Raw genomic sequence first — 21,058 nt, 5'->3', positions numbered from 1 at the left:
GATCGCGCCCGCCGCCCGTCGCGGCCCGATCACTCAAGGCCTTTCCCCATCCCTCCGGTACGGTGAGATGGGGACCGGAGCGCGCCTCGCCGCACCGTTGCCGGAATGGCGAGGCGCGGCTCCGGCGGGGCGATCAGCTGATGCTGCCGATCACCGCGCCGACTTCGTAGGTTTCGCCGGGGGTGCCGCTGATGCTCAGCTTGCCGGAGGCCGGCGCCTCGACTTCGTTGGTCGACTTGTCGGTCTCGATCGAGAACAGCGGCTGACCTTCGCTGACGGTCGCGCCGTCCTCGACCAGCCACTCGCTCAACACGCCCTCGGTCATCGAGAAGCCGATCTTGGGAAGAAGGATGTCCATCGTTTATACTCTCGCTCTCAAGGGATCAGAAAACGGCGACCGGCGCGGTGGCCATGTCGCCGGGGGTAGCACGCACCATCCGCCCGTCCGGGCCGAACGCACCGCGGCGGGTACGCCGAGTCGCCCGAACCGCCGCCCCGCGCCGGCACGGCCGGGGTCGCGATCCGTGAATATCGCCGAGGCACCGGCGCGGTGCAAGGCGCTGCGCCGCGTGGCGTGGCAGGCGTCGCCGCTCATGCCGCCCGCCAGACGAGCAGGTCGCCCTCGCGACGGTTGATCCCCATCCGCCCGACCGGCTCCACCGCGCCGTCGGTAAGCCAGGCGATCGAGACCGCGTCGTCCGGCAGCACGCGCGCGACGACCCGTTCGCCGGTGGGTGCGCGCGACAGCACGACGCCGTAGGCGGGGGCGCCGGTGCGATCGTACACCACGGTATAGGTCTCCACCGGCAGGGCGCCCTCGATCGCATCGGTCAGCGGCGGGATCGGGCCACGCTGCGCATCCGCCTCCGCCTGCGTATCGCCGGGCGCCGGCAGCGGAGTGACGGGCGCCTCCCGGGTGAGGAGCAGGCTGTGGTTGTGCGAGCAGTGGCCGCCGTTCGCGAACAGAAAGCCGTTGCGCGCGCCGCCTCGGATCCTCCGCACCATCGCTGCGACCGCGTGGCCCATATAGTTGCCGATCGGGCCGCCGCCGAAGGTCAGCCCGCCGTGAACGGTGATCGGGCGATCCAGCGGCCAGCCGAGCAGGCGGCGGGCCATCTTGGGCACGCACGGGAAGCAGGAATACAGCTCGACGAGGTCGATCGTATCGACACCGATCGCGTTCAGCGCCAACGCCCGTTCGATCGAGGCGCGCATCGACGGCGAGGTCGTCCAGCCCGCGCGGGCCAGAGGATCCTCCGACTCGTGGGCGCCCGCGCCTGCGCCGACATGCACGATCCGGTCTTCGGCGATGCCGGCCGCGCGCGCCGCTGCAAGGCTCGTCACGATCATCGCCGCGCCTTGGTTCACCGAGGCGTTGGCCACCATCAGCTTGGTGTAGGGAAAGGCGATCGGCCGGTTGTCCGCATCGGGCGTCGCGATCTCGTCCGGGGTGCGCGGGGTGTGCAGCCAGGCGCCGTCGGCATGGGTCGCCACCTCCGACATCAGCGACCAGATCCGCCCCGTCTCGACCTGCGCCTCCGCCAGCGTCTGGCCGAGCTCGGCGCGCAGGGCGTTCTCGTACAGCGGGTAGATGTCGCTCGGCCCGATCAGCCCGTAGCGGCGACGCAGCGGCGCCGCGCTCTGCGCCGATCCCGCGAACAGGCCCGCGCCGCCGCCCGCGGCCTTCGCGCGCGCGGCGGCGGTACGCAGCGCCTCGCCGCCGGTGATCGCCGCCACCTCGATCGTCCCCGCGCGGATCGCCGCCGCCGCCTCATCGAGCAGCCGGATCGGGGTGTCGCCGGAGGCGAGCCCCGTCTCCTCGATGCGATCGTGCGCGATGCCGGTGGCGCGGGCGAGTGCGGCGGGAACGTCGAAGCCGGGAAAGCCGATCTGCGGCACGATCGACAGCCGCTCGCAACGCGCCAGCCAGCCGCCGCCGGCATCGGCATCGGCCGCCGCAAGCGCCGCCGCCATCAGGCCGGCCGGATCGAGGCCGTCCACCGCCACGGCCGGGCGGTCGTTCACCTCGCCGACGCCGACGATCACGGGCAGGCGGGTGGAGTCGATGTGGGTCGGGTCGGAAATGGCGCTCGTCCGGGCGATCAGGCGTTGAGGGTCGGGCGCTCGGCGGTCCGCCAGTCCGCGCGGTTGGCCTCGCAGGTGGCCGCCGCCTTCGTCCAGAAGGTTTCGCCCTTGGCGAGGTTCAGGAAGTTGAAGTTGTTGGCCTGCCGGAATTCGAGCAGCTCGACGCCGTTCTCCCCGGGCCGGTAGGTATAGGGCACGCCCGCCGGGATGAAGAAGCTGTCGCGCGCGCCCAGATCCTCGGTGCCCAGCCGCACGCCGCCGGCGATGATATAATAGAGGCAGTCCGCATCATGGCTGTGGAGCGGCAGCGGATAGCCCTTCTTGAACCAGACATGCGTCAGGCTGAAACCGGGAATGTTGACGAGGACCTTGACCTCGTCGCCTTCCAGAAACCCCGCCGCCAGCGCGGCATCCATGCCGGCGCGCTGCACGGGCGAGAATGGCTCGACCGCCATGCAGCCGGCCTCCATCAGGCCCGGCGCATCCGCTGCGCGGAAGATCGTGAAACCGTCACGGGGCTGTGTCGCTTCGGGCATGTGCCTCTCCCTCTCCCGAATGCTCTAGCAAGGATGCATTGTGCCGCCTAGGCCCGATCGCGGTCGACCGCGATCACCGCCTTGCCCGCGATGGTGCGGTCGAGGATCGCGCGCAGCAGCCCGGCGCCCTCCGCCAGCGGTGCCGTCGCGCCGATGACGGGCGCCAGATCGCCCGAGGCCAGCCAGCCCCCGATCCGCGCGATGTTCGCGCCCTGCGTGGCGAGCGTGCGGCGTTCGCCCCACATCACCCCCAGCGCATCGGCCTGTTTGACGAGATACAGGTTCGCCGCGAGTCGCGGGGACGTGCCCGAGGCGAAACCGACGATGAGGTGGCGGCCACGGTGGCGCAATGCGCGCGCCACCACCTCGCCGGGTGTGCCGCCGACCGGATCGAACACCACGTCGATCCCGTCCGGCACCACCGTGCGCAGCGTCTCGCGGAAGTCGCCGCCGGTATAGTCGATCGCGACGTCGGCGCCCTTCGCGGTCGCCAGCGCGCGCTTCTCCAGGGTCGAGGCGGCGGCGATCACGCGTGCGCCGAGCAATCGGCCGATCTCGACCGCCGCCAGCCCAACGCTGCCCGCGGCACCCAGCACCAGCAGCGTTTCACCCGGTCGGATCGCGGCGCGATCGGCCAGTGCGTGCAGTGCGGTGCCGTAGTTCACCAGGCTGGCCGCGCCGGCGGCGAACGGCACGGCGGCGGGCAGGGGGAACACGCCCGTCTCGGCCACCACCATCCGCTCGGCGAAGGCGCCGCGCGGGCCGAACGCCATCACCCGCTCGCCCGGCCGGGTGCGCGTCACGCCGGGGCCGATGGCGAGCACCGTGCCCGCCGCCTCGCTGCCGGGCACGAACGGAAACGGCGGCCGCGCGACATGCTTGCCCTCCACCACCAGCGCATCGGCGAAGCCGGCGCCGGCGCAGGCCACCGCGACCACCACCTCGCCCGCATCCGCGACCGGATCGGGCAGGTCGCCGGGGCGCAGCGCCTCGACCTGGCCGAATGCGTCGCAGATCAGCGCGCGCATCGGCGGACACCGGCGTGGATGGCGAAGACGCTTTCGGACATGGCGGCACCCGATGATGGCCCGGACGGCGGCGGATCGCCGTGGATCGCGCTGTGTCTTTCCCGCGCCGGGGTGGATCGTCAAGCCTTGCGCCGCGTCGATTGACAGGCGGCGATCCGCGCGCCTACCCCGATGCCCGACAGCAGGATAACGAGCGTGCCAAGCGGCGCGACGGCAGCGACGTCGCGGTCCGCCGGGCGGGCGTGACGGAAGGGAGAGGCATGGACAAGGTTCGCAAGGCCATCGCCGATAACGGCGCGGCGTTCGGCGCATGGGCGGGGATCGCCGATGGGGTATCGATCGAGCTGATGGGCAAGGCCGGGTTCGATTTCGTCATCCTCGATACCCAGCATGGCGGTATCGGCTGGGCCGATCTGCTCACGGCGTTCCAGGCGCTCGACGTCGGCGGCACGCGCGGGCTGGTGCGGGTCGGCTGGACCGATCCGATGCAGATCATGCGGGCGATGGATCTCGGCGCGCTCGGCGTGGTGGTGCCGATGGTTTCCACGGCCGAGCAGGCGCGGCCCGCCGCGCAGGCGGTGCGTTATCCGCCGCACGGCATCCGCTCGTTCGGCCCGGTGCGCAGCGCCTATACCGCCGAGGGCACCGCGACGGAGCCGTTGTGCATGGTCATGATCGAGACGGCCGAGGCGATCGACAACGTCGATGCCATCGCCGCCACACCGGGGGTGGACGGGCTGTTCGTCGGCCCGGTCGATCTCGCGCTGTCGCTGGGCCTCGGCGCGGCGCTGGTGATGCCGGATGCGGTGAAGGCCGCGATCGACAAGGTGGTGGCCGCCTGCCGCCGGCACGATGTCGTGTCGGGCTGCGCGGCGCTGGGTGCCGCCAACGCCAGGGAGATGATGGATCGCGGCGTGCAGTTCATCACGATCGGCGCGGATGCCGGCTATATCCGCCGGGGCGCCGCCGCCGACGTGGCCGAGGCGCGCCGCTGGATCGAGGAACGTGGCGCCGCCGGATAACGGGCCGCGCCCGATGGAACCAAGCCGAGGAGGAAGCATGACGAACGGTGAAGCCAGGGACGGCGGCACGGCGCCACCGCCGCGCGCCCCGATCCAGTTTTCGCGCCAGTTGCCGGAGATCGAGCCGGAGACGGCGTTCTTCTGGTCGGCGGGGGCGGAAGGGCGGCTGCTCATCTCGCACTGCGACGCCTGCGACTACTACATCCACCCGCCGCTGCCGCGTTGCCCGAAGTGCGGCACGGAGGCGGTGGCGCCCAAGGCCGTCTCGGGCAAGGGGCGGGTGGCGAGCTACACGATCAACATCCAGCAATGGCTGCCCGGCATGCCGACGCCGTTCGTCTTCGCCGCGGTGGAACTGGCCGAGCAGCGCGAACTGTACGTGCTGACAAACATCGAGGGCTGCGCGCTCGACGCCGTGCGTATCGGCATGCCGGTCGAGGTCGGTTTCCAGCAGCAGGAAGACGTCTACCTGCCGATCTTCCATCCGGCGGAGGCCACCCATGTCGATTGATCGCTATCCCGAAAAGCAGGTCCGCATCACCGGCATCGGCCAGTCCGAGGTCGGCCGCCCCTCGCGCCGGACCGCGCTGGCGCTGACGATGGACGCCTGCCTCGAGGCGATCGCCGAAGCCGGCCTCAAGCCCAGCGACATCGACGGCATCACCACCTATCCGGGGCCGATCGCCGATCCCAAGGGCTTTTCGCCGGTGGGTGCCACGGAAACGATGATCGCGCTCGGCCTCGAACCGACGTGGGTGGGCGCGTCGGCCGAAGGGCACGCGCACATGGGCGCGATATTCAGCGCGATCCAGGCGATCGCCTCGGGCCTGTGCCGCCACGTCCTGATCTTCCGCACGGTGGCGCAGGCGAGTGCGGCGGCGCGCAGCAACCAGTCCGCCGGGCAGGCCAATCTGATGGGCGGCAACAAGGGCAGCGCCCGGGTGGGCGGCGGCATGGCGTGGAGCGTGCCGTTCAACGCCATTTCGCCGATCACGGTCAACGCGCTCTACGCACAGGCCTATTTCGACAAATACGGCGCGACCTCGGCGCAGCTCGGCGCGATCGCGGTCAACGGGCGCAAGATGGCGGCGCTGAACCCCAAGGCGGTGTTCCGCGACAAGCCGCTGACGATCGAGGACTATCTCGCCTCCCGCCTGATCTCCACGCCGCTGCGGCTGTACGACTGCGACATCCCGGTCGACGGTTCCACCGCGATCCTGCTGTCGCACAAGGACGTGGCGGGCGATCTGGCCCAGCCGCCGATCGAGATCGAATCGATGGGCATGTCGCTGGGCGGGCTGGGGGTCGGCCGGCACGTCGGCGATTTCACCTCCTTCCCGTCCGACAAGGCCGGCGAGATGCTGTGGTCGCGCACCGACCTGACGCCGGCCGATGTCGATGTCGCGCAGATCTACGACGGTTTCTCGATCCTCACCTTGCTGTGGCTGGAAAGCATGAAGCTGTGCGGGCGCGGCGAGGCGGCGGCGTTCGTCGAGGGCGGCACGCGGATCGGCCTCGATGGCGAACTGCCGCTCAACACCAGCGGCGGCCAGCTTTCGGCCGGGCGGCTGCACGGCTACGGCCATACCTATGAGGCGTGCCTGCAATTGTGGGGCCGCGCCGGGGACCGGCAGGTGACGGACGCCAAGGTGTGCGCCGTCTCCAACGGCGGCTTCGGCTACGGTGCGCTGCTGCTCAAGCGGGGATGAAGCAAGGCCGGTTGCGGGGCCGGCAGGCAGGTTTGCCGGCCCCGCAATGCGTCAGGCGTTCAGCCCGCCGTTGATGCTGATGATCTGGCCGGTGATCCGCGCCGCGCCGGGGCCGCACAGGAACAGCACCATCGGTGCGATGTCCTTCGGCGTCGGCAGGCCCAGTCCCGCGCGGTCGCTCGCCGAGGTGCCGCGACCAAGCGCGGCGGCGTGGCGGTCGAAGACGGGCGTGTCGGCGACATAGCTCGGCGAGATGCAGTGCACCCGCACCTTGTCGCGCGAGACCTCCATCGACAGGTTGCGCACGAACGCCATGATCCCGCCGAACACGCCGCCAAGCGTCGACTGGCGCGGCGCCGCGAAGCGACCGGAATCCGACGCGAAGGTCACGATCGTGCCGCCCTGCACGGCCAGATGTGGCAGCGCGGCGAAGCAGAGATGCTCGAAGATGCCGAGCACGTTCTGCGCCAGCAGGCCGAAGTTGCGCGGGTTGGTCTTGCGGAACACGCCGGTCGTATCGGCGGCGCCCGCGATCGCGCAGTGAACCACGGCATCGAGCCGCCCCGCCTCCGCCACCACCCGGGCGACGACCGCGTCGAGCGCATCGGGATCGCAGAAATCGCCCGGGACGGCGATCAGCCGGGCATCCGGCGTCCGCGCCTTCAGCTTCTCGATCGCGGCGGCCACCGTCTCCTCGCGGGAACCGTGCACCGCCACGGTGGCCCCTTCGGCGGCCGCCTGCGCGGCGATCTCCAGCCCGATGCCGCCGGTGGCGCCGGTGACGAGCAGGACGGAACCAGGGGAGAGCATGGCCATCGTGAAACTCCTTGGTCAGGCGGTCGCGCGGGCGCTGTCGCCGGATGTTTGGTCGCCAAGCGCGATCGCGCCCTGCGCCGCCAGATCGCGGATACGCGCCTCGTCGTAGCCGAGCAGCGAGGCCAGCACCGCGCCGGTATGCTCGCCGAGCAGCGGCGGCGCGCCGTAGCGGCACGGCGTCTCGCTGAAGCGGAACGGCTGGGCGATGCCCGGCGCCGTCCCGGCGGTGGGGTGCGGCATGCCGAACACCAGCTCGCGCTCGCTCGCCTGATCGGACATCAGCGCCTGCCCGGTGGTGCGCACCGGGCCGCAGGGGATGCCCGCCGCCTTGCACTGCGCCGCCCAGGTCTCGCTCGGCCGGGTCGCGAACAGCGCGCGGAACGCGGGCAGGATCTCCTCGCCATGCGCCATCCGCGCGGCCATCGTGGCGAAGCGCGGATCGTCCAGCCACTCCGGTCTTTCCGCGACCGTGCAGAAGGCGCGGAACATCTTGTCGTTGCCGCAACTGATGATGATCCGCCCGTCCGCCGTCTCGAACACGCCGCGTGGGCTTGGGGCCTGTTCGGTGTTCAGGCGCGGCTCGCGCCCGGTCGCGAGGAACTCGGCGCCCTGGAACGACAGGTTGGCGAGCGCCGAATCGAACATCGCCACGTCGACGAACTGGCCGAGGCCGCTGTGGTTGCGCGCCTGCAACGCCGCGAGGATGCCGATCGCGGCGTTGAGCGCGGTGGTGATGTCGGTGAAGGGCAGCCCGCCCAGCACCGGCGCCGTCCCGGCATAGGCGTTGAGGCTCATCACGCCCGCCTCGGCCCCCACGGGAGAATCGTAGCCCGGCGCATCCGCGTTGCGCCCGGTGCGGCCGTAGCCCGAGACCGAGCAGTAGATCAGCTTCGGAAAACGCTCCCGCAGGCTGGGATAATCCAGCGCGAAGCGGCGCATGACCGAGGCGGTGAAATTCTCGACGAGGATGTCGGCGGTGCCGATCAGGTCCAGCACCACCGCGCGGCCCGCCTCGCTCTTGAGGTCGATCGCCACGCTCTGCTTGCTGCGGTTGAGCGACATGAAGAAGGGCGCCTCGCCGCCCAGCGACGCCTGCGGACCGATCATGCGGGTGTCGTCGCCGAACTGCGGATTCTCGATCTTGATGACCTCGGCGCCCAGATCACCCAGGATCTGCGTGCCGAACGGACCGGCCAGCACGCGGGTGAAATCGACGACGCGGATGCCGTCCAGCGGGGCGCGTGCCGCCGTCCGCGCAAGCGGCGGCAGGTCGATCCGGTCGTCCGTCATGCGATCCTCCCCGCATCCTCTCGGGCAGGCGAATGCCACGGGCCGGCGGCATTGTCACGCCCGCGCCGCCGCCGGCCCGCGCGGGATCAGATGCCGAGCACGCCGAAACTGTCCAGATCGTCCACCGCCAGGCCGAGCCGGCGGACGAACTCGTTGATCAGCACCGGCTCCACCTTGCGCGTGATCGCCCACAGGAAATAGCCGTAGACGAAGCCGGCGCGATAACTTGCCCATGCCTCGTCGGCATCGAGCGCCGGGCCGCCGAGCGCGGCGAGGCGGATGCGATAGTGATCGAGCAGATGCCGCTCGTGCGCGCGGCGATCCTCCGGCGAGAGTACGGCCGCGAGATGATAGGCGACGTCCTGCGCCCAGTGGCCCTTCTGCAGGATCTGCCAGTCGACCAAGCCCAGCGTGCCATCGGCGGTGCGATAGACGTTTCCGGCATGGGCATCGCCGTGGACGAGGCAGCGCGGCTGGTCGCGGACCTGCGCGGCGAGCGCGACCAGCCCGCGCTGGAGCCTGTCGGCGCTGCGGATCGCGGCGGGCAACGGCGCGCCGCGCGGGCCGTCGAGCAGGCCCTGCAACACGTCCGGCGCCATGATGGGCGCGCTGGCGATGCGGTCGAGGAACGGCGGGATCCACGGCAGCGCGTAGGCGTCGCTGCCCTCCCATGCCGCCGCGTGCAGGCGGGCGAGTTGCTCCAGCCCGTCGATCGCCTCGTCCGGCGTGAAGGGCACCAGCGCCGAGCAGAAGGTGGCGCCGGCCGCGATCACGTCGTGCATCACGGTCACGCCGCGCGTGCCCGTCGCATCGAGGTTGGCGTAGATGCAGCCCGGCACGGTGACGGGCAGCGTTTCGGCGGCATGGCGGTAGAACAGCGTCTCGACGATCGAGGCCGATGGGTGCGCCCCGCTGTCCACCAGCACGCCCTTGATGCAGATCCGCGTCGGCACGTCGGCCCCGCCGCCCGCTACATCCAGCTTGAGGCGCACCTTGGTGGCCTGCGTGACGAGCGTCTCGACGATCTCCACCCCGCGCACCTCGACGCCTGGCCAGCGCGTGCCCAGCATGGCGCCGAGCCAGGCGGGGCTGACGACGTCGTCGAGCGTGGCGGGGGCGGGGTTGAAATCGGTCATCGCGATATTCCTTGATGAAGGGGGATGCGCCGCAGCGCGCCGTGCGGGGGTCGGCGGCGATCGGTTGTTCGTATCGATCAGTTCTCCGTATCGACCGGCAGGGTGGCGGTGTGCGGCGCGGGTGCGTGCTTTCGCGGTTTGCGGCCGCGCGACGATGCCGCCTTGCCCGCTGCGGGATCCACGCCGAAACGCCCGCGGATGAACAGGTCGACCCGTTCGTCGAGATCCTCGCCGGTGGGCGGCGCGGTTTCCCAGTTGGTATAGGTCATGATCGGCGTGTTGCCGAGGATCAGGTCGGTGAACAGTTCGGCGGAGCGCGTGTGGTCGCCATCGACGATCAGCCCGGCCTCCGCCGCCGCCTCGAACACCTTGGCGATGTTGCGGCGGAAACGCATGAATATGGAGGTCGCGACCTTCTGCATGAACTCGGGAAAGCGGTGGCTCTCCGCGACCATCAGCCGCATCAGGTCGATCGATCGCTGGCGCAGCGACACGTCGATCGCATAGCGCGCGCTGCGGCGCAGGACGGTGGTGATCGTGTCGTCGGCTTCCAGGCGTGGCGGGGGGATGACCGCGCCGATGTCACGCGCGAAGATCACCTCGCGGAACATCGCCTCCTTGTCGCCGAAATGCTGGTAGAGCGTGCGGGTGGCGACGCCTGCGCCCTTGGCGATATCGACCAGCGACGTCGCGGCATAACCGCGGCGGACGAACAGCTCGGTCGCCACGTCCATCACGCGCCCCTTGCGACGCTCCAGCTCGGCGGCGGTCGGGCGGCCGGCCTGGTTCACCCGTTTCGGTTTCGCCTTTTCCGCGGGGCGCCGCAGGCGGGCCGGCGGCTTGCCGGTGCCGGGGTCCGTTTCAGTTGATCGCATTTGTCCCCGCTGTCTCGTGCATGCGTTTCGCCGATGCGCAATCGCCACCGCAGTGCCTTTATCCCCTCGGCGGGGGGAAACCTAGCGGCCCCGGCGGCCTTGGGGAAGGCGGTCGTGCCTTGTCTCTCCGGCTGACGGCAGAATGTGCCGTGTCGTCCGTCTTTCGGCGCCCGGCGCACGAGGCGCGGCAGCGTGGGGTTGCATCATCGGGCGCGCTCGCGAATATCGCGCGACAACGGACGGGGATGAGGGTGATGGCGCGCTACCACTATGTGATTCTGAGCCAGGCCAAAGCCGGCATGGTCGAGGAATATCGCCGCTGGTATCGCGATCAGCATCTGGCCGACGTCAGGCGCCAGCCGGGCGTCGTCAGCGCCCGCCTGTTCGAGCCGGTCGTCCAGAAGGTGTACGATCTGGAGGCGCCGACATGGTCGCTGATGACCATGTACGAACTGGAAACCGACGATCCGGCGGGCACGATGGAGGCGATCCGGTCGCTCTCCGGTTCGGCCGGGATGCCGGCGACGGACAGCATCGACAAGAGCGGGATGGTGCAGGTGATCGCCACCCAGATCGCCGCGATAGATTGAGGGCGCGGCGATGACGGAACCGCATCTGCTGGTGGCCGGCGCGAGCGGCGTGATCGGCACCGAGGCGGTCGAGCATTTCGCGCGGGCCGGCTGGCGCGTGACCGCGCTGTCGCGCCGCGCGCCGGTGACGTCGCCCGATGCCGCGTACCGCCACCTCGCGCTCGATCTGGACGACCGCGCCGCGTGCGAGGCGGCGGTCGCGGCACTGCCCCCCGTCACCCATCTGGTCTATGCGGCGGTGGCGGAGGCGCCGGGGCTGGTCGGCGGCTGGTACGACGAGGCGCTGATCGAGCGGAACGGCGCGATGTTCGCCAACATCCTCGATCCGCTCGCCGCCGCCGGCGCGCTCGCGCACGTCAGCATCCTGCAGGGCACCAAGGCGTATGGCGCGCACCACCATGCGGTGGAGGTGCCCGCACGCGAGGATCGCCCGCGCGACGACCACCCCAATTTCTACTGGCGGCACGAGGACCATCTGCGGGCGCGCGCCGCGGAGGCGGGGTTCGCCTTCACGATCTGGCGGCCGCAGGTGCTACTGGGCGCGGCGCCGGGCGCGGCGATGAACCCGGTGGCGGCGATCGGCGCGTTCGCCGCGCTGTGCCGGGAACTGGGCCGGCCGTTCGCCTATCCGGGCGGCGCCACCACCGTGTGGGAACTGGTCGATACCGGGCTGCTGGCCGAGGCGTTCGAGTGGGCGGCGGGATCACCGGCGGCGGCGGGCGAGACGTTCAACATCGCCAACGGCGACGTGATGGTGCCGGCCCATGCGTGGCCGCATCTGGCCGCCGCGCTGGGGCTGCCGGCGGTCGATCCGCAGCCCGCCCGGCTCGTCGATTTCTTCGCGGCGGCCGAGACGCAGGCGGCATGGGCGCGGCTGGTGGCGCGGCATGGCCTGCGCGAGCCGGATCTTGCCGCGCTGCTCGGCCAGTCGCACCATTATGTCGATCTGCTGGCCGGCAGCCGCATCGCGGAGAAAGCGGTGCCGGTGCTGCTCAGCACGATCAAGCTGCGGCAGGCGGGGTTCGCCCCGTGTCGCGACAGTCTGGCCAGCCTGCTCCACTGGATCGGCCGCATGGTCGACCTCCGGCTGCTGCCCCCCTTTGGAGAACCCGCATGACCCGCCCGCTGGACGGTATCCGCGTCGTCGAACTCGCGCTGGAGATCCAGGGGCCGTATGCCGCGCTGACGCTCTCGGAGATGGGGGCGGATGTCATCAAGGTGGAGAACCGCGTCGGTGGCGATACCTCGCGCTCGGTCCCGCTGGCGAAGATGGTGGCCGACGCGCCGGCGGAGCTCGCCGATTTCCGCCATTATTTCTATATCTTCAATCGCGGCAAGCGCAGCGTCGGGCTGGACCTGAAGAGCGCGGGCGGGCGTGATGCGCTGATGCGCCTGCTCGATACCGCCGACGTGCTCGTCAGCAACTTCCGCCTCGGCGTGCTCGACCGGCTGGGCTTCGGCTACGACGCGCTGAAGGAAAGGTTCCCGCGCCTGATCTACGCGGTCGCGTCCGGCTGGGGCACGCAGGGGCCGCGCACGCATTATCCCTCGCGCGACATGCTGGCGCAGGCCGCCTCCGGGCTGATGGCGAAGACCGGCCACGATCCCGATCCGCCGCTGCCCGCCGGCACCAACATCGCCGATTACGGCGGCGCGCACATGCTGGTGACGGCGGTGCTGGCCGCGCTCGTCCAACGTGGGCGCACGGGGCGGGGGCAGCGCGTCGACGTGTCGCTCTACGGTACGATGCTGGCGCACGAGAACTGGGAACTGTTCCAGGCTTCGCTCACCGGGCGGGAGCCGCACCGCGCGGGCCACGCCCATCCGCACATGACCGGCGCGTGGGGCGGCTTCCGCACCGCCGATGGCTGGCTCGTCCTCTCCAGCATTCCCGATGCGGTGTGGCCGCGTTTCTGCGAGATCATCGCGCGGCCCGATCTGGCCGCCGATCCGCAGTGGACCGGCAAGACCCGCAACGTCGACGGCGAGGCCTTCCGCACGATCATCGCCGGGGCATTCACCGGGCGGACGACGGCGGACTGGATGGCCGAACTCGGGCCGGCCGGCGTGCTGGCCACGCCCGCCGCCTCCTACCAGGACGTGCTGGCCGATCCGCAGGCGCACGCGAGCGGCTACATCCGCGAGGTCGCGCATCCCGGGCTGGGCACGCTGCGCCTCGTCGGCAGCCCGATCGCGTTCAGCGACGCGGCCCTGCGCGAGGCCGCGACCGCGCCGGCGCTGGGCGCCGACACCGACGCGGTACTGGGCGAGCTTGGCTATACCGACACCGATATCGCCGGCCTGCGCGACGCGGGCGTGATTTAGGAGAACGACATGACCGCCACCAACCCGATCGACCGGATGTACGACGCGTTCGCGACAGGCGACGTGGACACGATCCGCGCCTGCTTCACCCCCGATGCGCGCGTGTGGCACAGCTTCGACGGCGACGCGCAGGACGTGGCGACCGCGGCGCAGGCATGGGAAGCGCTGTTCGCCCATTCGCAGGAGCGCACCGTGGGGGACATCCGCCGTCAGGCAACCGCCGATGGTTTCGTCCAGCAGCACATGTTCGCGCTGCGCCTGCCCTCGGGCGAGCGCAAGGCGTGGGCGGTGTGCATCGTCGTGCGGATCGAGAACGGGCTGATCGCGCGGCTGGACGAATATATCGACCGTGCCGGCGCGCTGCCGGTGGGCGAGGGCACGCTCGCGACGCCGGGCTTCTAGGCGACATCTCCGCCGACCGGCCTACGCATATACGGATTTTCGGCGCCGGGGCTTATGCGTTTGCCGGGGGCGGGCGGGAGGATATACCCTCGCGACAACGATAAGCCGGACGGAGAGAGAGATGGACCTGGGCCTGCTCTACGAATTCGATGCGCCGCAGCCGTGGGAGGGCCAGCATCCCGAGGGCCAGCGCATGGCCGAGCGCCGCGTGTACCGCGAAAGCATCGAGCAGATCGTGCTGGCGGACAAGATGGGCTTCGATACCGTCTGGTGCGTCGAGCATCATTTCCGCGAGAACCGCTCGCACATGCCCTCCAACGAGGTGGTGCTGGGCGCGCTGTCGCAGATCACGAAGCGGATCAAGCTGGGCTTCGGCGTGTCGCTGATGCCGCACGAGTTCATCCATCCGGCCCGCGTGGCGGAAAAGGTCGCCACGGTCGACGTGCTGTCGCAGGGGCGCGCGCAATGGGGCCTCGGCCGCTCGACGCCGATGGAGCAGCAGGCGTTCCACGTCGATATCGCGCGCAGCAAGGAGAAGATGGCGGCCGCCGCCCGCACCGTCGTGGGCATGTGGAAAGAGCAGTATTACGAGGAGCACAGCGAGTTCCTCGACTTTCCCGCGCGCATGGTGACGCCGAAGCCGTGGCAGGATCCACATCCGCCGTCGTGGATGGCGGCGTCGACCGAATCGAGCGCGGTGCTGGCCGGGGCGAATGCCTGCGGTCTGCTGTGCTTCAGCATCATGCAGCCGTTGAGCAAGCTCGAGACGCTGATCGCCGCCTACCGCAAGGCGCAGGAAACCGCCGTGCCGCTCACGGGCGTCGCCACCAACAAGGTGGGCATCTACACGCTGGTCCACTGCGCGGAATCACGCGACAGCTTCGAGCGCGACCGTGTCTGGGAATCGATGTGGTGGTGGTACAAGGGGCTGGCCGAATTCCACCTGAAGTGGGAGTTCGCGCATCTTTCCGAAGAGCAGCAGAAGGCGGCGTTCCCGTTGCTCGACAAGCAGGCGCGGGGCGAGTTCGATCTGACCACCTTCGATCAGGAGGACATGGTGATCGTCGGCACGCCCGACGAATGCCTGCAGAAGTGCCTGAAGTATGAGGCGATCGGCGTCGATCAGTTGCTGTGCTACCTCAACTTCGGCTACCTGCCCAACGAGGCGGTGCTGAAGTCGATCGAGCTGCTCGGCACCTATGTGATCCCGGAACTCGCCAGGCGCGGTGCCAGTCGCGCCGCCGCCTCGCTGACGGCGGGCGTTCGCGCCGCCGAGGAACATGCCGCCGCCGGGTGACCGGATTTTCGTTTCCCCCGCAGCGGCGGGCGGGCTTTCCGGCGGGACAATCGCGCCGACACGATGGAGAATAATATGGTGCAGTCGATCTTCGGGCTGGAAGGCAAGCGCGTTCTCGTTCTGGGCGGTGGTCTCGGCATGGGGGAGGCGACGGTGCGCCTGCTCGCCTCCCTCGGCTGCGAGGTGGCCATCGCCGATCTCGAACTGGAACGGGCCGAGCGGGTGGCGGCGGACGTGCGCGCGGACGGCGGCGTCGCCTTCCCGTTCGCGCTGAACGTTCTGGACGATGCGGCGGTCGCGGCCGAGATCGCCCGCGTGGAGCGCGAGTTCGGCCCGCTCGACGGCATGGCGACGGTGATCGGCATGGCGGCGTGGGGATCGCTGATCGATATCGACCTCGAGACGTGGGATCTCGATCACAACCGCAACCTGCGCTTCTTCTTCGTCGCTGCGCGCGAGGTGGCGCGTCACATGATCCGGCGCGGCGCGCCCGGCTCGATCGTGTGCGTCAGCTCGGTGGACGGCGTGCGTTCGGCACCGAACCACGGCTCCTATGGCGCGGCCAAGGCGGGACTCATCAACCTGGTCAAGACGATGGCGACGGAATGGTCGCCCAACGGCATCCGCATCAACGTGGTGGCGCCCGGCGCGATCATCACGCCGCGCATCCCGCACACGGGCGAGGCGGGCGAGGCGGCGATGATGGAGCGCGTGCCGCTGCACCGGCGCGGCACGGTTGACGAGATCGCCAAGGCGATCACCTTCTTCCTGTCGGACATGGCATCCTACGTCACCGGGCAGACGCTGGCGGTGGACGGCGGTTTCCTCGCCGCCAACATCTTCTTCAACCCGCAGCCGCAGACCGTCGGCGAGTAAGCCATGCGCGCAACGTCCACGCCGCCGCCGCTCCCCGCCGAGCGGGAGGGCCGACCCGCAGCCGCCGATCTGGCGGCGCGCCGGCAGGGCCTTTCGGCGGCGGTGGCGGCCGGCTTCGGTCGCACCGATCCCCTGCCGGAGGAAATCTGTGTCGGCGGTGTCCGCGCGCTGCGCTTCGCCCCCGATGGCGTGTCGCTGGGCACGGTGCTGCATGTCCACGGCGGCGCGTTCCGCATCGGCGCACCGGAGGTGGTGGCGCCGTTCGCCGCCGCGCTCTCGGCACGCTGCGGGGTCACGGTGGTGTGTCCGGCCTATCGGCTGGCGCCCGAACATCCGTTTCCCGCCGGCATCAACGATGCACGGGCGGTGGCACTGGCGCTGGCGGCGGACGGGCCGCTGATCCTGTCGGGGGATTCGGCCGGCGGCGGCGTCGCGGCGGCGGCGGCGGCGCTGGCCACGGCCGATGCGGTGCCGCCGGCCGGGCTGATGCTGTTCTCGCCCTGGCTGGATCTTACCGTATCGAGCGCCAGCTACGCCGCGAACGGCACGAGCGATCCCTTGTTCTCGGCTGAGTCGGCGCAGGAGGCGGCCGGGCTCTATCTTCAGGGCCTTGATCCGAACGATCCGCTGGGCTCGCCGCTGTTCGCACCGGCGGCGGGCTTTCCGCCGACGCTGGTGAACGTTGGTGACGGCGAGGTATTGCTCGACGATTCGACGTCGTTCGCGGCGGCACTGCGCGCGGCGGGCGTCGCGGTGGAGTTGCAGGTCGTCGCGGGGATGGACCATGTCGCCGTCACCCGCGACCTGGCGGCACCGGGCGCCGCCGAGACCTTCGAGGCGCTGTGCGCCTTCGTCGACCGGATCGTCGCGGCCGGCTAGGGCAGGCGCGCTGCCGCCTCGCGGATGGCGGCGCGCAAGGTATCGAGCCGTGGCCGGATGCGATCGGCCGGCCCGGCCAGCCCCAGCACGAGCGGCGCCGGGAAGCGCGCCTGCGCCAGTGGTGCCGCGACCGACCAGATCGTGCCGCCGAGCGTGCCGGCATCCGCGACGCCGGCCCGGCGAATGTACGGCACCGCGTCCATCACGGCCTCGATCTCCCGATCGGCGATGCGCGCGCGACGGGCCAGCCCTCGCACTTCCGCATCGGGCAGGGTGGAAAGATAGGCCGCGCCGATCGCCGAGCCGAAGATCGAGACGCACAGCCCGCGCTCGGCCCGTTCCGCCGCCGGCGCGCAGGTGGCATCGATGAAATCCACGATCTGCATCGACAGGTCGTTCGGCGTCGTCAGCGTCACGGTTTCGCCGGTCGCCGCCTGCATGTCGCGAACGAGCAGGCGCAGCGCCTCGTCGCCGCCGAACACCTCCATCATCCACGCGCCGAAGCGGGCGAGCCGGGGCGAGGGCAGGTAGGTGCGCGTGCCCGCCTCGAACGTGAGGTGCGCCGATCCCACCATCGTCTTGAGCAACTGGTTGGTCGTCGAGGGATGCAGGTCGAGCGCGCGGGAGACGTCGATGGCGCGCAGCGGCCGGCGCTCGCGCCCGAACACCTCCAGCACATCCAGCGCGCGGGTCGCCGAACGGGAGAGGCTGCGGCGCTGGTCCGGCCGCGTCACCCGTACCGGCCGGCTCGGTGCGGTTATCCCCGTCCGCTCGGGCATGCGCGCTTTCCTTTCGATGCGGGCGCATGGGCCGCTCCGGTGCGACACGGCAGGCGGGCAGACCGCGGCGCCATCGTCGCCCTTGCCCGGTCAGGGCATGACCACGCCGCCGTTGGGCCGCACGATCTGCCCCGTCACGAAACGGCTCGCATCCGAAGCGAGGTAGAGGATGGCGAGCGCGATATCGCGGGGCGTGCCGGTCAGCCCCAGCGGTGAGCCTTGCGCGCGCTGGCGGAACACGTCGTCGCGCTTCGCCGCGTCCACCCCGCCTTCCGCGTCGCGGAAGCGGTAGGTCACCATCGGCGTATCGATGAAGCCGGGCGCGACCGCGTTGACGCGGATGCCCAGCGGCCCGAACTCGACGGCGGCGGTGCGGGTGAGCATGTTCACCGCCGCCTTGGCCATCGAATAAGCGGAGAGGCCGGGGGAGGGCATGTCCGCCCCGGCGGACGACAGGTTGACGATCGCGCCGCCGTTGCCGCCGTCGCGCATCGCCCGCGCCGCCGCCGCGCAGGCCCAATAGGTGCCCATCATGTTGATCGCCAGCTGCCGCTCCGTCTCGGCGGTCGGCGCATCGATGATCGGCGTGGTGACGAGGATGCCGGCGGCATTGACCCAGATCGACACGCCCGCCGCCGCCGTCGCCAGCGCCTCGATATCGTCGCGGTCGCCGACATCGGTGCGGCGGGCCGTCGCCGCCCCGCCGCGCGCCTCGACCAGCCGGGCCGTCTCGGCCAGCCCGCTCTCGTCGACATCGGCGAGCATCACCCGCGCGCCCGCTTCGGCAAGGACGCAGGCGGTCTCGCGGCCGATGCCGGATGCGGCGCCGGTAACGACGGCGACTCGCCCTTCCAGGCTGAACGCCTTCAGCAGATCATCGTGCATCGCTCGGTTCCCTTGCTTCGATCAGGCGGCATCCGCCCGGATCAGGTCCGCGCCCTTTTCGCCGATCATGATCGCGGGCGCATTGGTGTTGGCCGACGGCATGACCGGCATGATCGACGCATCGACCACGCGCAGCCCGGTGACGCCGCGGACGCGCAGGTGGGGATCGACCACCGATCCGGCATCGCCGCCCATGCGGCAGGTGCCGACCGGATGGTAGCCGATTCCGCTGGTCTTGCGGATCGCATCCTCCCACTCGGCGTCGGTCTTCGGCTTGTGCGCCGGCATGTTCTGGCCGCGCAGATGGGGAGCGAGCGCGGGCGTGTGGAAGATCTCGTCCACCATCTTCACGCCGCGGACCAGCGCGGCCATGTCCTCCGGATCGCCCAGCAGGCGATGGTCGACGATCGGGCTGTCCGCCGCATGCTTGCTCCGCAGGCGGATCTCGCCCCGGCTGCGCGGCTTGGCGACATTGGCATAGACGATCACGCCGGGGCGCTCGTGCGGGCGACGCTTCGCCGCATCGAAGCACATCGCGCCGAACTGCAGCTTGATGTCGGGCTCGGCCAGGTCGGGGCGGGAGCGCAGGAAGGCCATCGCCTCGACCGGCGTCGCGCTCATCACGCCGCGCCTGCCGAAGACATAGCGAAGCAGATGGCCCACCATCTTCACCGGGCCGAGCACCGAATTGTAGGTCGGCACGTCGACGAAATAGCTGGTGTGGAAACTGGCATGTTCCTGAAGGTTCTGCCCCACTCCGGGCGCATCCACCTGCACCTCGATGCCCAGCGCGCGCAGCGCGGCGGCCGGGCCGATGCCCGATCGCATCAGCACGGCCGGCGACTGCATCGTGCCCGCGCTCAGGATCACCTCGCGGCGCGCGCGCACCGTGCGCGGCTCGTCGTCGTGGCGGAAGACCACGCCGGTCGCGCGGCCGTCCTCGATCGTCACCTTGTCGACCAGCGCGTCGGTGACGATGGTCAGGTTCGGGCGTGTCGCCGCCTCGTCGAGGAAGGCGCGCGCCGCGCTCGATCGCTGGCCGTCGCGCTGAGTGACGAGGCTGATGAACGCGCCGTCGATGTCGCCGGCACAGTAATCCTCGATCCGGCGCAGGCCATAGTCCTCGCACGCATCGACGAACGCCTCGCTCAGCGGGTGGATATCGCGCGGGAAGGAGACGCCGAGCGGCCCCAGCGACGAGTGGCTCTGGCTCGGCGCGCCGGTATAGCCTTCGGATTTGCGGAAGTAGGGCTGCACCTCGTCCCACGTCCAGCCGGTGCAGCCGTCCGCCGCCCAGCCATCGTAGTCCGCGCGCGCGCCCCGGATGTACATCATCCCGTTGATCGCCGATCCGCCACCCAGCATCCGCCCCGCCGACCACGCCATCACGCGCCCGCCCAGCGAGGGGTCCGGCTCGGTCATGTAGAGCCAGTCGTATTTCGGCTTGCCGAGCAGGGTATAGGCGCCCGTGGGCATCTTCACGCGGAAGATGTCGCTGCCGCCGCCGGCCTCCAGCAGCACCACCTTGCAATCCGGATCCTCCGAGAGGCGGCTGGCCAGCACGCAACCGGCGCGGCCGCCACCGGCGATCACGTAGTCGGCGTCTTCGATGGTCACGAACGGTCCTCTCGCATGGCCCCGCGGTTCCACGGTGGCGTCCGGGCGATAGTCCTAGCGGGCGTGGCGGGCGTGACCAGCCGTAATCCGCAGGCGCACCGGGCGCGCGGCGCTACGCCGGTTCGCGCCACGGCTGTTCGGCCGGTTCCACGGTGTCGATCGGGCGCACGGTGGCGGCGGGATGTGCGGGCGCGCGATCCTCGGCGAAGTCGGCCAGCTCGCGCAGCAGGCGCCGGCGCGCGCGGACGATGCCGATGTCGCTGGCGCACAGATGCTCCTGCGAGCGATCGACGATCGGCCCCATGCTGGCCTGCACCATCACGTCCTCGTCCAGCAGGCACTTGTCGAAGCCGGAGAAATGCCCGTTCGCCATCGCCGCGCGATCCTGCCCCCATGTCGCATCGGGGCCGGGCGTGGCGATCACGTAATTGTCGATGTCGCGGTTTTCGGCGCGCAGTTCCTGCTCGGCCGCCATGAAGCCGGGCACGCCGTCCTCGTGCCACAGGCCCCAGAACAGCATGTGGCTGACGTTGTCGATCGGCACCGCGATGAAGATGCTGCCCGCGCGCCGCGTCATCCCGCCGGGCACGAGCGAGACGAACGGCATCACATATTCGGTGACGCGCACATATTGCCGGCCGTCTTCCAGCGTGCGCAGCGCGGCGGCGCGCAGGCCGTAGTCGGTATCGCTGGTCTCGTAACGCGGGTGGCTGGCCAGCGTCATGTTGATCCCGCCGCCGTCGCCCGACCGTGCCGCATATTGCCGCGCGATCCAGCTCTGGTGGAGCGTGCCGACATGGAGCGAGTCGATCGTCCCCTCCACCCCCTGCAACCAGTTGCACGGTGCCACGGTGCGGCACACCCACACGCTGTCCTGCGACAGGTCGATGAACGGCAGGGGCGGGCGGGGC

The 21,058-nt window shown here is 70.5% G+C and carries 23 protein-coding genes; 11 read left to right on the top strand and 12 right to left on the bottom strand.

Translation table 11 applies throughout. From position 1 onward, the window contains the following. Positions 1–133: 133 nt before the first annotated feature. From FOY91_RS03220 to FOY91_RS03205, 4 genes are all read right to left on the bottom strand, one after another. The gene (locus FOY91_RS03220; RefSeq protein ID WP_145148073.1) at positions 134–358 is read right to left on the bottom strand and encodes a biotin/lipoyl-containing protein; all 225 of its coding nucleotides are present in this window, start codon (positions 356–358) and stop codon (positions 134–136) included. 233 nt (positions 359–591) lie between these two features. Further along, positions 592–2,046, bottom strand: a complete 1,455-nt coding sequence (locus FOY91_RS03215) for an acetyl-CoA acetyltransferase (RefSeq protein WP_238995212.1) — start codon at positions 2,044–2,046, stop codon at positions 592–594. Positions 2,047–2,102: 56 nt separating this feature from the next. Continuing rightward, entirely contained in the window at positions 2,103–2,621 is a 519-nt protein-coding gene (locus FOY91_RS03210) for a cupin domain-containing protein (protein ID WP_145148069.1), read from the bottom strand. Positions 2,622–2,668: 47 nt separating this feature from the next. After that, entirely contained in the window at positions 2,669–3,649 is a 981-nt protein-coding gene (locus tag FOY91_RS03205; RefSeq protein ID WP_145148067.1) for an NADPH:quinone oxidoreductase family protein, read from the bottom strand. 18 nt (positions 3,650–3,667) lie between these two features. Here FOY91_RS03205 and FOY91_RS22555 point away from each other — a divergent pair, with 18 nt between their 5' ends. From FOY91_RS22555 to FOY91_RS03190, 4 genes are all read left to right on the top strand, one after another. Next, positions 3,668–3,793 carry a hypothetical protein gene (locus tag FOY91_RS22555; RefSeq protein WP_275265928.1) on the top strand — a complete coding sequence of 42 codons (126 nt, stop codon included), beginning with the start codon at positions 3,668–3,670 and terminating at the stop codon, positions 3,791–3,793. A gap of 116 nt (positions 3,794–3,909) precedes the next feature. Continuing rightward, positions 3,910–4,671, top strand: coding sequence for an HpcH/HpaI aldolase family protein (locus FOY91_RS03200; RefSeq protein WP_145148065.1), 762 nt, complete (start codon positions 3,910–3,912; stop codon positions 4,669–4,671). A 37-nt stretch (positions 4,672–4,708) separates the two neighbouring features. Then, complete coding sequence (locus FOY91_RS03195) at positions 4,709–5,182, top strand: Zn-ribbon domain-containing OB-fold protein (RefSeq protein WP_145148064.1); 474 nt, start codon at positions 4,709–4,711, stop codon at positions 5,180–5,182. After that, on the top strand, positions 5,172–6,380 hold the full coding sequence (locus FOY91_RS03190; RefSeq protein WP_145148062.1) for a thiolase family protein: 1,209 nt from the start codon (positions 5,172–5,174) through the stop codon (positions 6,378–6,380). Before FOY91_RS03195 ends, FOY91_RS03190 begins: the two co-directional genes overlap by 11 nt. Positions 6,381–6,431: 51 nt before the next feature. On the opposite strand, the gene FOY91_RS03185 is transcribed toward FOY91_RS03190, so the two are convergent. The 4 genes from FOY91_RS03185 to FOY91_RS03170 all read right to left on the bottom strand — a co-directional run bounded on the left by FOY91_RS03185 (position 6,432) and on the right by FOY91_RS03170 (position 10,497). Beyond that, positions 6,432–7,196 carry an SDR family NAD(P)-dependent oxidoreductase gene (locus FOY91_RS03185; RefSeq protein WP_145148060.1) on the bottom strand — a complete coding sequence of 255 codons (765 nt, stop codon included), beginning with the start codon at positions 7,194–7,196 and terminating at the stop codon, positions 6,432–6,434. A 15-nt stretch (positions 7,197–7,211) separates the two neighbouring features. Then, positions 7,212–8,486 carry a CaiB/BaiF CoA transferase family protein gene (locus FOY91_RS03180; protein WP_145148058.1) on the bottom strand — a complete coding sequence of 425 codons (1,275 nt, stop codon included), beginning with the start codon at positions 8,484–8,486 and terminating at the stop codon, positions 7,212–7,214. Positions 8,487–8,572: 86 nt separating this feature from the next. After that, positions 8,573–9,622 carry a phosphotransferase gene (locus tag FOY91_RS03175; protein WP_145148056.1) on the bottom strand — a complete coding sequence of 350 codons (1,050 nt, stop codon included), beginning with the start codon at positions 9,620–9,622 and terminating at the stop codon, positions 8,573–8,575. Positions 9,623–9,699: 77 nt separating this feature from the next. Then, positions 9,700–10,497: a TetR/AcrR family transcriptional regulator gene (locus FOY91_RS03170; protein WP_145148054.1), complete on the bottom strand. Its 798-nt coding sequence runs from the start codon at positions 10,495–10,497 to the stop codon at positions 9,700–9,702. Positions 10,498–10,751: 254 nt separating this feature from the next. On the opposite strand from FOY91_RS03170, the gene FOY91_RS03165 reads away from it, so the two are divergent. From FOY91_RS03165 to FOY91_RS03135, 7 genes are all read left to right on the top strand, one after another. Further along, positions 10,752–11,087: a hypothetical protein gene (locus FOY91_RS03165; RefSeq protein WP_145148052.1), complete on the top strand. Its 336-nt coding sequence runs from the start codon at positions 10,752–10,754 to the stop codon at positions 11,085–11,087. Between the two features lie 10 nt (positions 11,088–11,097). Beyond that, entirely contained in the window at positions 11,098–12,204 is a 1,107-nt protein-coding gene (locus FOY91_RS03160) for an NAD-dependent epimerase/dehydratase family protein (protein WP_145148050.1), read from the top strand. Then, positions 12,201–13,412, top strand: a complete 1,212-nt coding sequence (locus tag FOY91_RS03155) for a CaiB/BaiF CoA transferase family protein (RefSeq protein WP_145148048.1) — start codon at positions 12,201–12,203, stop codon at positions 13,410–13,412. Before FOY91_RS03160 ends, FOY91_RS03155 begins: the two co-directional genes overlap by 4 nt. Positions 13,413–13,421: 9 nt before the next feature. Beyond that, the gene (locus tag FOY91_RS03150) at positions 13,422–13,814 is read left to right on the top strand and encodes a nuclear transport factor 2 family protein (RefSeq protein WP_145148046.1); all 393 of its coding nucleotides are present in this window, start codon (positions 13,422–13,424) and stop codon (positions 13,812–13,814) included. Between the two features lie 121 nt (positions 13,815–13,935). Beyond that, the gene (locus FOY91_RS03145; protein ID WP_145148044.1) at positions 13,936–15,111 is read left to right on the top strand and encodes an LLM class flavin-dependent oxidoreductase; all 1,176 of its coding nucleotides are present in this window, start codon (positions 13,936–13,938) and stop codon (positions 15,109–15,111) included. 75 nt (positions 15,112–15,186) lie between these two features. Next, complete coding sequence (locus tag FOY91_RS03140; RefSeq protein ID WP_162527108.1) at positions 15,187–15,987, top strand: SDR family NAD(P)-dependent oxidoreductase; 801 nt, start codon at positions 15,187–15,189, stop codon at positions 15,985–15,987. 3 nt (positions 15,988–15,990) lie between these two features. Further along, positions 15,991–16,866 (top strand): alpha/beta hydrolase fold domain-containing protein, encoded by an 876-nt coding sequence (locus tag FOY91_RS03135; RefSeq protein ID WP_145148040.1) that lies wholly within the window; start codon positions 15,991–15,993, stop codon positions 16,864–16,866. On the opposite strand, the gene FOY91_RS03130 is transcribed toward FOY91_RS03135, so the two are convergent. The 4 genes from FOY91_RS03130 to FOY91_RS21530 all read right to left on the bottom strand — a co-directional run. Further along, the gene (locus FOY91_RS03130; RefSeq protein ID WP_145148038.1) at positions 16,863–17,645 is read right to left on the bottom strand and encodes an IclR family transcriptional regulator; all 783 of its coding nucleotides are present in this window, start codon (positions 17,643–17,645) and stop codon (positions 16,863–16,865) included. The two genes, FOY91_RS03135 and FOY91_RS03130, sit on opposite strands and share 4 nt — an antisense overlap. Before the next feature lie 90 nt (positions 17,646–17,735). Further along, positions 17,736–18,530, bottom strand: a complete 795-nt coding sequence (locus FOY91_RS03125; RefSeq protein ID WP_145148036.1) for an SDR family NAD(P)-dependent oxidoreductase — start codon at positions 18,528–18,530, stop codon at positions 17,736–17,738. A gap of 21 nt (positions 18,531–18,551) precedes the next feature. Then, positions 18,552–20,147, bottom strand: a complete 1,596-nt coding sequence (locus FOY91_RS03120) for a GMC family oxidoreductase (RefSeq protein ID WP_203234480.1) — start codon at positions 20,145–20,147, stop codon at positions 18,552–18,554. A 112-nt stretch (positions 20,148–20,259) separates the two neighbouring features. Continuing rightward, positions 20,260–21,058, bottom strand: a 799-nt coding sequence (locus FOY91_RS21530) for a hypothetical protein (RefSeq protein WP_203234479.1), incomplete at its 5' end; no start/stop codon positions are given.

This window comes from Alterirhizorhabdus solaris (assembly GCF_007785815.1).
Taxonomy (GTDB): Bacteria; Pseudomonadota; Alphaproteobacteria; order Sphingomonadales; family Sphingomonadaceae; genus Alterirhizorhabdus; species Alterirhizorhabdus solaris.
This window is presented reverse-complemented; position numbering and strand designations above follow the sequence as displayed.